Raw genomic sequence first — 13741 nt, 5'->3', positions numbered from 1 at the left:
GCCCAGTCCGCCACGATGCCATCATGCTCCTGTTTTGCCCGACGGGTCAAGTCGATTTCGGATAATTCGTAAGTCGTTGTTTTTCCAAGCTTGGGCTACTGTGCATGGGGTTGTTTCGACATTTCATGTTTCGGCCATGAGAGCGTCGGTCCGAATCCGTGCGGCTCTCACATTCCCGTGCGGAAAAATTCTCTCTGCATTCACTCGGCCGCTTGAAAGATTAATCATGCGCTCTGCCACGCGCGCAGTGCGCGCATCGCTATTTTTCCGCGCGTCTCGACACCCCCGATAAGGCGCACCATCATTCTCGAAACGCGAATGATGACGGCCGCCCGCGGCCGGGAGTGTGGAATGCGACGTCGGGACTTTCTGAAGCTATCTGCTGGAACCGCAGCGCTCGCGGCGCTGTCTGCGCCCGCGATCGCGCAAGGCGCGGTGAAGGAAATTCGTATCGGCTACCAGAAGACCGGCGTGCTGGTCATTACGCGTCAGCAGGCTTCCTTGGAAAAACATTTCAACGCGCAGGGCATCGAGGTGAAGTGGGTCGAGTTCTCCTCGGGCCCGCCGATGATGGAGGCGATGAATGTCGGCAGCGTCGATTTCGGCGCGGTCGGTGATTCCCCGCCGGTGTTCGCGCAGGCCGCGGGTGCCGCGATCGTCTATGCCGCCGGCCAGCCCATCACCAACGGCCAGGGCATCCTGGTGCCGAAGGATTCGCCGATCCGCGTCATCGCCGACCTGAAGGGCAAGCGCATCGGCTTCACCAAGGGATCGAGCGCCCACAACGTCGTGGTGCAGACGCTTGAGAAGGCCGGCCTCACCTATGCCGACATCACGCCGGTCTATCTGACGCCGCCGGACGCCGGACCTGCCTTCGCCAATGGCAGCATCGAGGCCTGGGCGATCTGGGATCCGTATTTCGCGATCGGCGAGACCAAGCAGAACGGCCGCATCCTGATCAATGCGCGCGAGGTCACCAAGACCAATTCCTTCTACATCGCCAACCGCGACTTCGCGAAGAATAACGGGGCGATCCTGCAACAGATCGTCGACGTGACGACCGCGGCCGGCAAATGGGCCGAACAGCATCGCGACGAGGTCGCCAAATCGCTCGCCGCGATCACCGGCGTTCCGCTGGACATCCAGACGGTTGCCGCCAACCGCGCGAATTTCGTGGTCGGCCCCGTCACCGACGATATCGTCGTGACCCAGCAGGGCGTCGCCGACCGCTTCCACAAGCTCGGCCTGATCCCGAAGCCGATCGTCATCCGCGACATCGTCTGGCGCAATCCGGCAGCCTGACCGTGCCGACCACTCTCCCCATTTCAAAAGGTCTGAACATGAGGCGTATCATCCAGCGTCTGATCGCAGCCGTCGTGCTGTCGATCGGCATCGTCGCCGCCGCGGTCGGCACCTCCTACGGTCAGGACAAGGTGGTCCGCATCGGCTACCAGAAATACGGCAAGCTGGTGCTGCTCAAGAGCAAGGGCTCGCTGGAGCCGAAGCTCGCCGCCGACGGCTACAAGGTGGTGTGGACCGAATTCCCCTCCGGCCCGCCGCTGCTCGAAGCGCTTAATGTCGGCGCGATCGATTTCGGCAACACCGGCGAAGCTCCGCCGATCTTCGCGCAGGCCGCCGGTGCGCCGATCCAGTATGTCGCCTATGAGCCGCCGGCGCCGAAGGGCGAGGCGATCCTGGTGCCGAAGGACAGCCCGCTGAAATCGGTCGCCGAGCTCAGGGGCAAGAAGGTTGCGCTGAACAAGGGCTCCAACGTCCACTATCTCCTGGTCAAGGCGCTGGAGAAGGCCGGCGTGAAGTATTCCGAGATCGAACCGGTGTTCCTCGCGCCGGCCGATGCCCGCGCCGCCTTCGAGCGCGGCGCGGTCGATGCCTGGGTGATCTGGGATCCGTTCCAGGCCGCGGCGGAAGCCGCCACCGGTGCGCGCACGCTGGCTGACGGCGTCGGCATCGTCGCCAACTACCAGTTCTATTTCTCCTCGAAGAAATTCCTCGAGGCCAATCCGAAGGTCGTCGATGCCGTGCTCGCCGAGCTCAGCACTGTCGACGACTGGGCCAAGGGCGACATCCATGCGGTTGCCGAGCAATTGGCGCCGGCGATTGGCCTGTCGGTGCCGGTGGTCGAGGTGGCCTTGAGGCGGCAGTCCTACGGCATCAAGCCGATCACCGATGCCGTCATCGCCGACCAGCAGCAGGTTGCGGATGCGTTCTTCGCACTCAGCCTGATCCCCAAATCCATCAAGATTTCCGACGTGGCGCGCAAGCCAGGATCATGAGCAAGCACATGAGTAAGCAATCCAACGCCAACATCCTCTGGTTCCTGCCGACCCACGGCGACGGCCGTTATCTCGGCACGGGCATCGGCGGCCGCGAGGTCAATTTCAACTATCTGCGCCAGATCGCGCAGGCCGCCGACCAGCTCGGCTATTTCGGCGTGCTGTTGCCGACGGGGCGGTCGTGCGAAGATTCCTGGATCGTCGCCTCGGCAGTCGCGCCCTTCACCGAGCGTCTGCGCTATCTCGTGGCCGTCCGCCCTGGCCTGCAATCGCCGAGCGTTGCCGCGCGCATGACGGCGACGCTCGACCGCGTTACCAACGGCCGGCTTCTCGTCAACGTCGTCACCGGCGGCGATCCCGTCGAGAACAAGGGCGACGGCATCTTCCTCGGCCATGACGAGCGCTATGAGGTCACCCGCGAGTTCCTCAACGTCTATAGCGACCTGCTTGCCGGCAAGACCGTCAATGTCGAGGGCAAGCACATCCATGTCGAGGGCGGCAAGCTGTTGTTCCCGCCGGTGCAGTCGCCGCGGCCGCCGCTGTATTTCGGCGGCTCGTCCGATGCCGGCATCGACGTCGCGGTCGACACCGTCGACAAATATCTCACTTGGGGTGAGCCGCCGGCCCTGGTCGCCGAGAAGATCGCGAAGGTGAGGGAAGTCGCCGCCGCGCGTGGCCGCAAGCTGTCCTTCGGCATCCGCCTTCACGTGATCGTCCGCGAGACCAATGACGAGGCGTGGCAGGCTGCCAACGAGCTGATCAAGCATGTCAGCGACGACACCATCGCACTGGCGCAGAAGAACTTCGCCCGCATGGATTCCGTCGGTCAGCAGCGCATGGCGCAGCTCCATGGTGGCAAGCGCGACAAGCTCGAGATTGCCCCGAACCTGTGGGCCGGCGTCGGCCTCGTGCGCGGCGGCGCCGGCACGGCGCTGGTCGGTGACGCCCAGACCGTCGCGGCCCGCATCAGGGAGTATCAGGACATCGGCATCGATACCTTCATCATGTCGGGCTACCCGCATCTGGAGGAAGCCTATCGCTTCGCCGAGCTGGTGTTCCCGCTGCTCTCGCTCGAGCAGCCCTCCAACGTGACCAAGCTGCACTTCAACGGCGGTCCCTTCGGCGAGACGGTCGGCAGCGATTTCCGTCCGCAGCATCGGGTGTCGCAGTCATGAGCCTGATCGACAGCGTTTCACTTCCGCGCAGCTTCCGCCTGCCGCGGGTCGAAGGCCTGATCCAGTGGATCGTGCCGCTCGCCATCATCGCGATCTGGCAGGTCGCCTGCGTCACCGGCTTCGTGCCGACGCGCGTGCTGCCGGCGCCGAGCAACGTCGCGCTGGCGGGCTGGAAGCTGCTGCTCTCCGGCGAGCTCGTCCGCAACATCTGGGTCTCGTTCTGGCGCGCCTCGATCGGCTTTTTGATCGGCGGCAGCATCGGCTTTGCGTTCGGGCTCGCCAACGGCCTGTCGCAGCTTTCCGCAAAGCTCACCGACACCACGCTGCAGATGGTGCGCAACGTGCCGCATCTGGCGCTGATCCCGCTGGTCATCCTGTGGTTCGGCATCGACGAGAGCGCAAAGCTGTTCCTGGTGGCGCTGGGCGTGTTCTTCCCGGTCTACCTCAACACGCTGCACGGCATCCGCACCGTCGATCCGCAGCTGATCGAGATGGGCCGCATCTACGGCATGACCGACGGCGAGCTGTTCCGCCGCGTGATCTTCCCGGGCGCGCTGCCCTCGATCTTCGTCGGCATCCGCTTCGCGCTCGGCATCATGTGGCTGACGCTGATCGTCGCCGAGACCATCGCGGCCTCCTCCGGCCTCGGCTACATGGCGATGCAGGCGCGCGAGTTCATGCTGATCGACGTCGTCGTGCTCTCGATCCTGATCTACGCCCTGCTCGGCAAGCTCGCCGACAGCGCCTCCCGCGTGCTGGAGCGCCTGACCCTCTCCTGGCACCCCGCCTATTGGAAACGTTGAGCAGAAATACTGGGAATCACATGCAGACAGCCCTTCGTACGTCTCTTCCGGAAACCGAGCTCGCCAGCCGCGCCAATTTCGCCCCTCACGCCCGTGTGGTGCGCGAGGAGCGCCAAGAAGAACGCCAAGAAAAACGCCAAGTGCAGGGCAGCGGTCTGCCGCTCAGCATCCGCGGCCTGCGAAAATCCTTCGGCGACAATGAGGTGCTGCGCGGCATCGATTTGCATATCCCCGCCGGCCAGTTCGTCGCCATCGTGGGAAAAAGCGGCTGCGGCAAGAGCACGCTCTTGCGGCTGATCGCCGGCCTGGAAAGGATCGACGCAGGCAGCATCAGCTTCGGCCAGGATACCCAGCCCGAAGACATCCGCGTCATGTTCCAGGAGCCGCGGCTGTTGCCCTGGGCCCGCGTGCTCGCCAATGTCGAGGTCGGCCTCGGCCGCGAGCGTGCGTCCGGCGATGCGCATGCGCGCGCGGAGAAGGCGCTGACCGAGGTTGGGCTTGCCGACAAGCGCGACCAGTGGCCCTCGGTGCTGTCGGGCGGCCAGAAGCAGCGCGTCGCGCTTGGCCGCGCGCTGGTGTCCCGTCCGCGCGTGCTCGCCTTCGACGAGCCGCTCGGCGCGCTGGATGCGCTGACCCGGATCTCGATGCAGCGCCTGCTGGAGCGCGTCTGGCGCGACCAGGGCTTTACCGCGATCCTGGTCACCCACGACGTCGCGGAAGCCGTCGCGCTGGCCGACCGGGTGCTGGTGATCGAGGAGGGGCGGATTGCCCAGGACGTTACGGTTAACGCGGCCCGCCCCCGTGAACGTGGTTCGGTCGAGCTTGCGGGCCTCGAAGGCTCGATCCTGAGCCATCTGTTGTCGGCGGACGATCGTACCTAAATACAAGGGAACCCCGCTTTCGGGGGAGCATGCCATGAACGTAGTCCCCCGCAATATCATGCCCGATACCCTCGTCTCGTCTGCCGATTTCCGCGGCGCCATGCGTCACCTCACCGGTGGCGTCAGCGTCATCACCGCCGGGCGGGGCAGGGACATCACCGGCATGACGGTGACCTCGGTCACCTCGCTGTCGGTCGATCCGCCGACGCTGCTGGTCAGCATCAACCGCGATGCCTCGTCCTTTCCGCTGATCCGCCGTTACGGCGCTTTCGGCGTGAACATCCTCAATGCGGATCAACTCGATGTCGCCGAGCGCTTTGCGGGCAAGGGCGGCCTCAAGGGCGCCGATCGCTTTGCCGGCGCCCAGTGGGTGACATCAGTCTCCGGCGTTCCCCTGCTGGTCGGGGCCTTGTCCGCCGTCGATTGCGAGGTCGAGGAGATCGTTGAGCGGCACTCGCACGGCATCGTCATCGGCCGTGTCAGGGACGTCAGGAATTCGACCCGCAACGCTGCGCTGGCCTATTGGCACGGCCAGTATGTGGCGGTCGATCAGGACGAAGACGCCGCCAGGCTTGCCGAAGTGAGCGTTCCCACGCACGGTCGGCGCGGCGCCTGATCGCCGATTTCCGCGCAGGCTGGCCTTTTCCCCGTCATCGCTCTAGAAGCGCTGCCTGAGCCTTCCCGCCGGAGGGCGGTGGAGCGGAACGATGAAGCGCGTCGCGACCTGGGCCTTCTACGCCGTCGGCGCGCTGGCGCTCGCCTATCTCGCGCTCTACGCCTACGCGATGTTCTCGGGACAGCCGATCGTGCCGGGCGACCCCATCCATATTTTCCGCAAGCCGGATGCGCCGAGTTATTCGTGAGGCTTGGTCGGTCCCGTAGGTGGGTTAGCCGAAGGCGTAACCCACCGCTGTCTATTTCCGCGGAAGCAGAAGAGGTGGGTTACGCCGAGCGACTGCGCTTCGCGCGGCCGCAGGGCTAACCCACCCTACAAAGCACCGGCACCTTGATTCACCCCCGCAAAATCGCCAGCGCCAGCGCCTGCGCGCGCGGCACGATGCTGTCGATCTCGAGATATTCCTCCGGCGTGTGAGCGAGCCCGCCGACCGGACCGAGGCCACAGATGGTCGGCGTGCCCACCGCTGCGGTGAAGCCGGAATCGGCGCAGCCGCCGGAGAACTCGCCCTGCAGCGTGGTGAGGCCGACCTGCCTTGCGGCGGCCTGATAACCTTCGAACAGCGCCTTCGACTCCGCGCTCTGCACCACCGGCACGAACTCGCCCTTGATCGTCAGCGTTGCACTCGTGCCCGGCACGTAAGAGGTCGCGATGATCCTTTCGATTGCGGCCATCACCGTCGCGCGGTCGGCCGGATCGACATAGCGCATGTCGATCTGGCCCTCGGCGGAGGGCGCCGTGGTGTTGACGGACTGCCCGCCCGAGACGAGGCCGACATTGAGCGTGATGCCCTTGTCGAGATCGGTCAGCGCGTGGATCTGCACGATCTTGTGCGCGAGCTCGCCGATGGCGCTGATGCCGGCGGCGAAATTGGCGCCGGAATGCGCGGCCTTTCCGGTGATGGTCATGTGCATGAAGATACCGCCCTTGCGCCCCGTCACGACATTGCCGGTCGGGCGGCCAGGCTCGGAGTTGAACACGGCGCGGGCGGCGCGCCCTTCGCGCTCGATCACCGGGCGGCAGGAGGGCGAGCCGATCTCCTCGTCCGAGGTGATCAGTACTTTGATCGGATGCGGTGAGCCGCCGAACTTATGGAAGGCGGTCGCCACGAACACGTTCATGACGACGCCGGACTTCATGTCGGCGACGCCAGGTCCATAGGCGCGGCCATCCTTGATGGTGAACGGACGCCGCCCGGCCTCGCCCTTGCCGAACACGGTGTCGCGATGCCCCATCAACAGCACCGGCTTCTCGTTGCTGCCGGGCTTTGCCACCTCGGCATGGATCGCATCGCCGAAGGTGGCGTTGGCCTCGCGCCGGAACGGAATGCCGTGCTCGGCAAAATGCCGCTCGAACCGCGCACCGACGGCATCGACGCCTTCCTTGTCATAGGACCCGGAATCGATGTTCACGACATCGCGCAGCAGATCGATCATCGCCTGTCGCTGCGACGCCAGCCAGTCCGTGATTTGAGCTTGAGACATGTGGTTCCTCGCGTGGTTCTCTCCGCGCTTATAAAGCCTTGTGCAAGCGCGACCTAGTCGCCGAATGCGGTGCCGCCATGTCGCGTGCTGTGGATTGGGACGCACAATGCCTCCACAGCGTCGTCCTGGCGAAAGCCAGGACCCATACCGCGGAATCTATCGAGTATGGGCGGCAGGAGTACCGGACGACGAATCTTCGCCAAATTCCTCCCTGGGGTAATGGGTCCTGGCTTTCGCCAGGACGACACTGGGGGTGCGGCGCTTGCATTCAATCCAGCAAAAACAAAAATGCCCGGGACTGGCCCGGGCATTCGCATTGTCTCAAACAGCCTGGACGGCGCCGCTACGCCCCTATCATCGGCATCCGCGGATACTCACCCGGTGTCCCCGCCGGCGTGATCGGAATGCCGCCGTCGGCGTATTCGTTGAGCTTGTTGCGCAGGGTGCGGATCGAGATGCCCAGGATGTTGGCGGCATGGGTGCGGTTGCCGAGGCAGTGCTTCAGCGTCTCCAGGATCAGGTCGCGCTCGACATCGGCGACGGTGCGCCCGACAAGTGCCCGCGTCACCTGCTCGGCGGCCATCGTCGCGTGCGCCACGGCCGGCGCCGTCTTGGCGAGATCGAGACGATCGCCGTCCGGGGTGATGATCGCGTCGGGGCCGATCTCGTCGCCCTGTGCCATCAGCACCGCGCGGTGCATGGTGTTCTCGAGCTCGCGGACGTTGCCCTGCCAGCGGTTGGTGGAGAGCACGCGGCGCGCCTCCGCCGAGATCGGGCGCATCGGCACGCCGTTGGCCTCGGCATATTTCTTCACGAAGTGCTGGGCAAGCTCGAGGATGTCGGCAGGGCGCTCGCGCAGCGGCGGGATCTTCAAATTCACGACGTTGAGGCGGAACAGCAGGTCCTCGCGGAACGTGCCCTCACGCACGGCTTCGGCGAGGTTGCGGTTCGAGGTCGCGATGATGCGGATGTCCACCGGCACCGGCTTGGTGCCGCCGACGCGGTCGATCACGCGCTCCTGGATGGCGCGCAACAGCTTGGATTGCAGTCGGACGTCCATCTCGGAGATTTCGTCCAGCAGCAGCGTGCCGCCGGTCGCCTCCTCGAACTTGCCGATGCGGCGGGCGACCGCGCCGGTGAAGGCGCCCTTCTCGTGGCCGAACAGTTCGGACTCCAGCAGGTGCTCGGGGATCGCGGCGCAGTTGATCGAGATGAACGGGCGCTTGGCGCGGGTCGAGCGGGTGTGGACATAGCGGGCCAGCACTTCCTTGCCGGTGCCGGATTCGCCGGTGATCATCACCGAGGCGTCCGAGCCCGCGATCTGCTGGGCGAGCTTGATGACCTTCGCCATCGCCTCGTCGCGATAGACCAGCTCGCGGGAATCGTTGGCGACCGCGGCCAGCACCGCGGCAATCAGCTCCGGCTCGGGCGGCAGCGGGATGTATTCCTTGGCGCCGGCATGGATCGCGGCGACCGCCGCGCGGGCGTCGTTGGTGATGCCGCAGGCGACGATCGGGGCGTGGATGTGCTCGGCTTCCAGCCGCATCACGAGGTCGCGGATGTCGAGGGCGACGTCGACCAGCAGGAGGTCTGCGCCCTTGCCGCCGCGCAGCACGCGCATCGCCTGCTCGTGATCCTCGGCATGGGTCACGGTGGCGCCGTTCTCCATCGCGATCTTGGTGGCGGTGGTGAGCTGGCCCTTCAATGTGCCAACGATGAGAAGCCGCATGTCAATCTCCTGTCCGTCTGGTCGCGCTGCCGCGCGTCATTCCTGCGATCGCTTTAGGCGCGTTCGGTCTTGATGATTTCGGTCATGGTCACGCCGAGCTTGTCCTCGACCAGGACGACTTCGCCGCGGGCGACCAGCTTGTTGTTGACGTAGATGTCGATGGCCTCGCCGACGCGGCGGTCGAGCTCGAGCACGGTGCCGGGTCCGAGCTTCAACAGCTCGCTCACGTCCATCTTAGAGCGGCCGAGCACCGCCGAGACCTGCACCGGCACGTCGAACACCGCCTCGAGGTCGGCGGCGGCGCGCGTCGCGTATTCGTCCTCGTTGTAGCCGACGTCGGTGCCGGCAGGCGGCATCGGGCCGTTGAGATCGGGCAGCGGGACCTGTCCGTCGGTGTCGCTCATGGCTTAGCTCCCCCTGCGGGACGCGATATAGCGTCCGACCATTTCGTCGATCTTGGCTGCGATGGCGCCGCGCTCCAGCACGACGCCGCCATCGGCCCATTCGATCCGGCAGTCGCCGGTGGTAATTTCAGGCTCGGCGAGGATCACCAGCCGGCCCTCGAAGCCGCTCTGCTTGGCGAGGCGCTCGATCTTCTCGCGCGCGGCGTCGTAGAGCGAATCGTTGATGCGGACGACGAGATGCGGCGTTGCGACCAGGTGCGAGAAACAGTCCTTGACCAGCGCGACGATCTCGCCGAGCGGCTCGGCGGCGACGAGGTCGGCGCACAGCTTGCGCGCCACCGCGACCGCGACGTCGACCGCCTCGGTCTCCATCTTGAATTCGATGTTGCCGATGCCGGATGCGATGCCCCGGACACCGATGTTGATCTCCTCCATGGCGAGCGCGACGCGGCGGTCGCTCTCGGCCTTGGCCTCGTGCTGGCCGGCGGCAAAGCCCTCCTGATAGGCACGCGCCTCGGCTTCCGCGATCTTCTGGGCGATCTCGGCGGCGGTCGCAGCCTTCTCGCGCGTCGTCCGCTCGGGCGCCGCGAAGTCGGTGTCGAACAGGAATTTGGCCGGAGCGCCCATCAATACACCAGCTCGTCGTCGGCGCGGTTCTTGGTCAGCATGATCTCGCCCTTGGCGGCGAGGTCCTTGGCCAGGTTGACCAGCAGCGCCTGGGCCTCGTCGACGTCGCGCAGGCGCACCGGGCCCATCGCCGCCATGTCGTCCTGGAGCATCTTGGCCGCGCGCGAGGACATGTTGCCGAAGAAGAAGTTGCGGACGTCCTCGTTGGCGCTCTTGAGCGCGACGCCGAGCTTGTCCTTGTCGACGTTCCGCATCAGGGTCTGGGCCGAGCCGGAATCCAGCTTCACCAGATCGTCGAAGGTGAACATCAGCGCCTTGATGCGCTCGGCGGATTCGCGGTTGTCCTCTTCCAGCGAGGTGATGAAGCGGGTTTCGGTCTGGCGGTCGAAATTGTTGAAGATTTCGGCCATCACCTCGTGGGCGTCGCGCCGGCGGGTCTGTGACAGATTGGACATGAACTCGGTGCGCAGCGTCTTCTCCACGCTCTCGATCACCTCCTTCTGCACCGCCTCCATCTTCAGCATGCGGTTGACGACGTCGAGTGCGAGCTCCTCGGGGAAGATGCCGAGCACGCGGGCGGCATGTTCCGGCTTCAGCTTCGACAGCACGACCGCGATGGTCTGCGGATATTCGTTCTTGAGATAGTTGGCGAGCACCTCTTCCTGCACGTTGGAGAGCTTCTCCCACATGTTGCGGCCTGCGGGGCCGCGGATCTCGTCCATGATGCCGTTGACGCGCTCCGGCGCCAGATATTGCTGGAGCAGGCGCTCGGTGGCGTCGAAATTGCCCATCAGCGCGCCGGAGGCCGACATGCGCGAGACGAATTCGAGCAGCATGTCCTCGACCGTATCGACCTCGACGGTGCCGAGCGTCGACATCTCCAGCGAGAGCTGGCGCACCTCGTCGTCGTCGAGCAGTCCCCAGATCTTGCCGCCATACTGCTCACCCAGCGCCAGCATCAGGATCGCGGCGCGCTTCGGCCCCGCCACCGCTTCGGCCTTGCCCGTGCGACTGCCGGCACGCTGGCCGAGCGTGGAGATCACGCTGGTGATGTCGTTGGAGTTGGCGTTTTGCAGATTGGCGGCCATGTCAGATCACTTCTTGATTCACTGGCTTAAGTTACTTGGCGTTGGATTATTTGGCTGGTTCGGTCAGCCACTGGCGGATGATGGCAACGGTTTCGTTGGGGTTGCGCTCGGCGAGCTCGCCGACGCGATGAACGGATTGGGCGTGGACCTGGCCCTGGATGGTGGCGACGTCGATCGCGCTGGCGGCACCGCTCGGCAGGAGCGGCTGGCCGGCCGGCGCGGCCTCTTCCGAGGCGGCCGGGCCGGTGAGCACGCCGGAAATGGCGGCAACGACTTCGTCGGAGGCGAGGATGCGCTTCACCAGCGGACGGATCACCATGAACATCACGACGAGGCCGAGCAGCATCATCACGCCGAGCTCGACGAAGTACATGACGTCGTCCTTGGTGAACTGGAGCATGCCGAGGAAGCCCGAGGGCTCGGCGATCGGGGCGGTGGAGGGGGCGTCGGCAAAGCGCAGGTTGACGACCTCGACCTGGTCGCCGCGCTTCTGGTCGAAGCCGATCGCCGAGCGCACCAGCGTGGCGATGCGGTCAAGTTGCTCCTTGGTGCGGTCCTGATAGGCCAGCTCGCCCTTGTCGTTCTTGGAGTAGATGCCGTCGACCAGCACCGCGACCGAGATGCGGTTGACCCGGCCGGCCTCGGTCACCTCGGTCTTGGTGGTGCGGGAGATCTCGTAATTGTTGGTCTCTTCGGACTTCTTGCTCTGGTCCTTGGCCGCGACACCGTTGTTCTGCTGGTTGCCGGGCAGCTCGTTGTTGACGGTGACCTGGCCGTTGGTGTCGGCGGTCATGCTCTGCTCTTCGCGGGTCTGGCTCGAGCGCAGCACGCGGCCCTCGGGGTCGAACTTGTCCGAGGTCTGGGTGACCTTGTTGAAGTCGAAATCGGCGGAGAGCTGGACCCGGGCGCGGCCCGAGCCGACCACGGAGGAGACGATGTCCTCGACCTGCTTGCGCATCCGCTTCTCGAAGGAGATGCGGCGCTCGTCGCCGACCGCCTGCTCCGGATCGGTCGCGGCGCCGTCGGCCAGCAGCTGGCCGGCCTCGTCGACGATCGAGACCCGCTGCGGCTTCAGCCCGTTGACGGCGGAGGCGACGAGGTGGCGGATGGCGCGGATCTGCTGGGCCTCGAGCGAGCCGCGGACGCGCACCACGATCGAGGCCGACGGCTCCGGCGCCTCGCGCGAGAACAGCGGGCGCTCGGGCAGCACCAGGTGGACGCGGGCCGCCTGGATGCGGTCGATGGCGCGGATGGTGCGGGCGAGCTCGCCTTCCAGTGCGCGGAGATGATTGATGTTCTGGACGAAAGAGGTGGTGCCGAGCGCGTCGGACTTGTCGAACACCTCGTAGCCGACCCCGCCGCCCTTGGGCAGGCCGCCCTCGGCGAGCTTCATCCTGAGCCGGGTGACCTTGTCCTTGGGCACCATGATGATGCTGCCCTCATTCCGGATCTCGAACTGGATGCCTTGGCGCTCCAAGTCCTTGATAATTCCAGAAGAATCTTCGACCGAGAGGTCGGTGAACAGCGTCGTCATCTGCGGCGTGGTCACGCGCATGATGACGAACGCGAAAAAGCCGACGAGCGCGGCGGTGACCGCGATCATCGCCCCGAACCGGGCGGCGCCGATACCCTTCAGAAAGTCCGCAAGACCTTGCAAGCAACCGCCCCAAAAGATTCGGCTGCTTTCCCTGGAAAGGCCGACTGGGCAATTATTGCCTAGGTGATGGTTTCGATATGGTTAACGAAGGTTAAGAGCTCGGACAAAAGTAGCGTCATGAAAAAAATCGGCCTCGCAGGGCGGGGCCGATTTTCGTCAAAGGCCGCAGATTTCCGGATCGCCTACTGGCGATATTGCTGGATGCGGGTGGTGCGAAGACCCGCCAGACCATGCTGGTCGATGGAAAACTGCCAGGAGAGGAATTCGTCGACCGTCAGGGTATAACGGCTACAGGCCTCCTCGAGGGAGAGAAGCCCGCCGCGAACAGCGGCAACGACTTCAGCCTTGCGGCGGATGACCCAGCGTTTGGTGCCGGGTGCAGGCAGATCCGCGATCGTCAACGGACTACCGTCCGGCCCGATGACGTATTTTACCCTCGGGCGATGGGGTTCTGTCATGGCGTACTCACAAACTCTCAACCACTGAACTCACGCCGTAACCCTACGCCGGGCGACTTAAAAATCCGCTAAGCCTAAGGCTTCAATACAATTCTCGTTGAAAATGGCGGGAACGCCGTCGTCTCGACGGGCCAAACGGCCGGTCGAGGGGGTGTTCGTAAATACTTTACTAACGAATGGGGGCCTGCGGGCGGTGTTGCCAGGCCCCTAACAGTCGTCCTGGCGAAAGCCAGGACCCATTACCCCAGCGCGTAGTTTGGCGAAGGCTCGGGGTTACGTCCTCGCACTAGAACGACGTTCGGTTGCTATGGGTCCCGGCTCCCGTGCGCAATTGCGCACTAGGTGTGGAGCCTCAAGAGGTTGTCCTTGGACAAACCGAGCCTGCTGATCGGCGTTTGGGAGTCTATACCACCGTGGGGTCTGTGCCAGTTGTATTGGTGTAGCCAGACCGGCAGTTCTTGGGCG

Annotated in this window: 14 protein-coding genes and 1 pseudogene; 7 read left to right on the top strand and 8 right to left on the bottom strand. The window is 65.0% G+C overall.

Annotated elements, in window-relative coordinates:
• The first annotated feature begins 351 nt into the window (after positions 1-351).
• From RAD15_RS40130 to RAD15_RS40100, 7 genes are all read left to right on the top strand, one after another.
• Positions 352-1302: a sulfonate ABC transporter substrate-binding protein gene (locus RAD15_RS40130; RefSeq protein WP_458184223.1), complete on the top strand. Its 951-nt coding sequence runs from the start codon at positions 352-354 to the stop codon at positions 1300-1302.
• A 38-nt stretch (positions 1303-1340) separates the two neighbouring features.
• Complete coding sequence (locus tag RAD15_RS40125) at positions 1341-2294, top strand: sulfonate ABC transporter substrate-binding protein (RefSeq protein WP_458184222.1); 954 nt, start codon at positions 1341-1343, stop codon at positions 2292-2294.
• The gene (gene ssuD, locus RAD15_RS40120; RefSeq protein ID WP_458184221.1) at positions 2291-3469 is read left to right on the top strand and encodes an FMNH2-dependent alkanesulfonate monooxygenase; all 1179 of its coding nucleotides are present in this window, start codon (positions 2291-2293) and stop codon (positions 3467-3469) included. Before RAD15_RS40125 ends, ssuD begins: the two co-directional genes overlap by 4 nt.
• Positions 3466-4272, top strand: a complete 807-nt coding sequence (locus tag RAD15_RS40115) for an ABC transporter permease subunit (RefSeq protein WP_458184220.1) — start codon at positions 3466-3468, stop codon at positions 4270-4272. The genes ssuD and RAD15_RS40115 overlap by 4 nt, the downstream gene beginning before the upstream one ends.
• A 20-nt stretch (positions 4273-4292) precedes the next feature.
• A complete protein-coding gene (locus tag RAD15_RS40110; RefSeq protein ID WP_458184219.1) occupies positions 4293-5153 on the top strand; it encodes an ATP-binding cassette domain-containing protein in 861 nt (286 codons plus the stop codon).
• A gap of 34 nt (positions 5154-5187) precedes the next feature.
• Positions 5188-5769 (top strand): flavin reductase family protein, encoded by a 582-nt coding sequence (locus RAD15_RS40105; RefSeq protein WP_458184218.1) that lies wholly within the window; start codon positions 5188-5190, stop codon positions 5767-5769.
• A 91-nt stretch (positions 5770-5860) separates the two neighbouring features.
• Positions 5861-6016, top strand: a complete 156-nt coding sequence (locus RAD15_RS40100; protein WP_458184217.1) for a hypothetical protein — start codon at positions 5861-5863, stop codon at positions 6014-6016.
• A gap of 148 nt (positions 6017-6164) precedes the next feature.
• Here the strand turns inward: RAD15_RS40100 and RAD15_RS40095 are convergent, their stop codons facing one another.
• The 8 genes and pseudogenes from RAD15_RS40095 to RAD15_RS40060 all read right to left on the bottom strand — a co-directional run.
• Entirely contained in the window at positions 6165-7313 is a 1149-nt protein-coding gene (locus RAD15_RS40095) for a M20 family metallopeptidase (protein WP_458184216.1), read from the bottom strand.
• A gap of 343 nt (positions 7314-7656) precedes the next feature.
• Positions 7657-9042: a sigma-54-dependent transcriptional regulator FlbD gene (gene flbD, locus RAD15_RS40090; RefSeq protein WP_458184215.1), complete on the bottom strand. Its 1386-nt coding sequence runs from the start codon at positions 9040-9042 to the stop codon at positions 7657-7659.
• A gap of 53 nt (positions 9043-9095) precedes the next feature.
• A complete protein-coding gene (gene fliN / locus RAD15_RS40085) occupies positions 9096-9446 on the bottom strand; it encodes a flagellar motor switch protein FliN (RefSeq protein WP_007614079.1) in 351 nt (116 codons plus the stop codon).
• A 3-nt stretch (positions 9447-9449) separates the two neighbouring features.
• On the bottom strand, positions 9450-10073 hold the full coding sequence (locus RAD15_RS40080) for a FliH/SctL family protein (protein ID WP_458184214.1): 624 nt from the start codon (positions 10071-10073) through the stop codon (positions 9450-9452).
• Positions 10073-11161, bottom strand: a complete 1089-nt coding sequence (gene fliG, locus RAD15_RS40075; protein WP_458184213.1) for a flagellar motor switch protein FliG — start codon at positions 11159-11161, stop codon at positions 10073-10075. Before fliG ends, RAD15_RS40080 begins: the two co-directional genes overlap by 1 nt.
• A gap of 46 nt (positions 11162-11207) precedes the next feature.
• Positions 11208-12818, bottom strand: a complete 1611-nt coding sequence (gene fliF / locus RAD15_RS40070) for a flagellar basal-body MS-ring/collar protein FliF (RefSeq protein WP_458184212.1) — start codon at positions 12816-12818, stop codon at positions 11208-11210.
• A 182-nt stretch (positions 12819-13000) separates the two neighbouring features.
• Entirely contained in the window at positions 13001-13276 is a 276-nt protein-coding gene (gene sciP, locus RAD15_RS40065) for a CtrA inhibitor SciP (RefSeq protein WP_002714638.1), read from the bottom strand.
• Between the two features lie 338 nt (positions 13277-13614).
• Positions 13615-13741: pseudogene (locus tag RAD15_RS40060) on the bottom strand (IS481 family transposase); the annotation flags it as partial.

This window comes from Bradyrhizobium sp. 14AA, from assembly GCF_054185205.1.
Note: the sequence above shows the minus strand (reverse complement) of the source record. Positions and strands in the feature narration are given on the sequence as shown.

Bases quoted from the DNA above. Each gene is read 5' to 3' on its own strand.
- RAD15_RS40130 (WP_458184223.1), top strand. From the start codon at position 352: ATGCGACGTCGGGACTTTCTGAAGCTATCTGCTGGAACCGCAGCGCTC.
- RAD15_RS40125 (WP_458184222.1), top strand. From the start codon at position 1,341: ATGAGGCGTATCATCCAGCGTCTGATCGCAGCCGTCGTGCTGTCGATC.
- ssuD (WP_458184221.1), top strand. From the start codon at position 2,291: ATGAGCAAGCACATGAGTAAGCAATCCAACGCCAACATCCTCTGGTTC.
- RAD15_RS40115 (WP_458184220.1), top strand. From the start codon at position 3,466: ATGAGCCTGATCGACAGCGTTTCACTTCCGCGCAGCTTCCGCCTGCCG.
- RAD15_RS40110 (WP_458184219.1), top strand. From the start codon at position 4,293: ATGCAGACAGCCCTTCGTACGTCTCTTCCGGAAACCGAGCTCGCCAGC.
- RAD15_RS40105 (WP_458184218.1), top strand. From the start codon at position 5,188: ATGAACGTAGTCCCCCGCAATATCATGCCCGATACCCTCGTCTCGTCT.
- RAD15_RS40100 (WP_458184217.1), top strand. From the start codon at position 5,861: ATGAAGCGCGTCGCGACCTGGGCCTTCTACGCCGTCGGCGCGCTGGCG.
- RAD15_RS40095 (WP_458184216.1), bottom strand. From the start codon at position 7,313: ATGTCTCAAGCTCAAATCACGGACTGGCTGGCGTCGCAGCGACAGGCG.
- flbD (WP_458184215.1), bottom strand. From the start codon at position 9,042: ATGCGGCTTCTCATCGTTGGCACATTGAAGGGCCAGCTCACCACCGCC.
- fliN (WP_007614079.1), bottom strand. From the start codon at position 9,446: ATGAGCGACACCGACGGACAGGTCCCGCTGCCCGATCTCAACGGCCCG.
- RAD15_RS40080 (WP_458184214.1), bottom strand. From the start codon at position 10,073: ATGGGCGCTCCGGCCAAATTCCTGTTCGACACCGACTTCGCGGCGCCC.
- fliG (WP_458184213.1), bottom strand. From the start codon at position 11,161: ATGGCCGCCAATCTGCAAAACGCCAACTCCAACGACATCACCAGCGTG.
- sciP (WP_002714638.1), bottom strand. From the start codon at position 13,276: ATGACAGAACCCCATCGCCCGAGGGTAAAATACGTCATCGGGCCGGAC.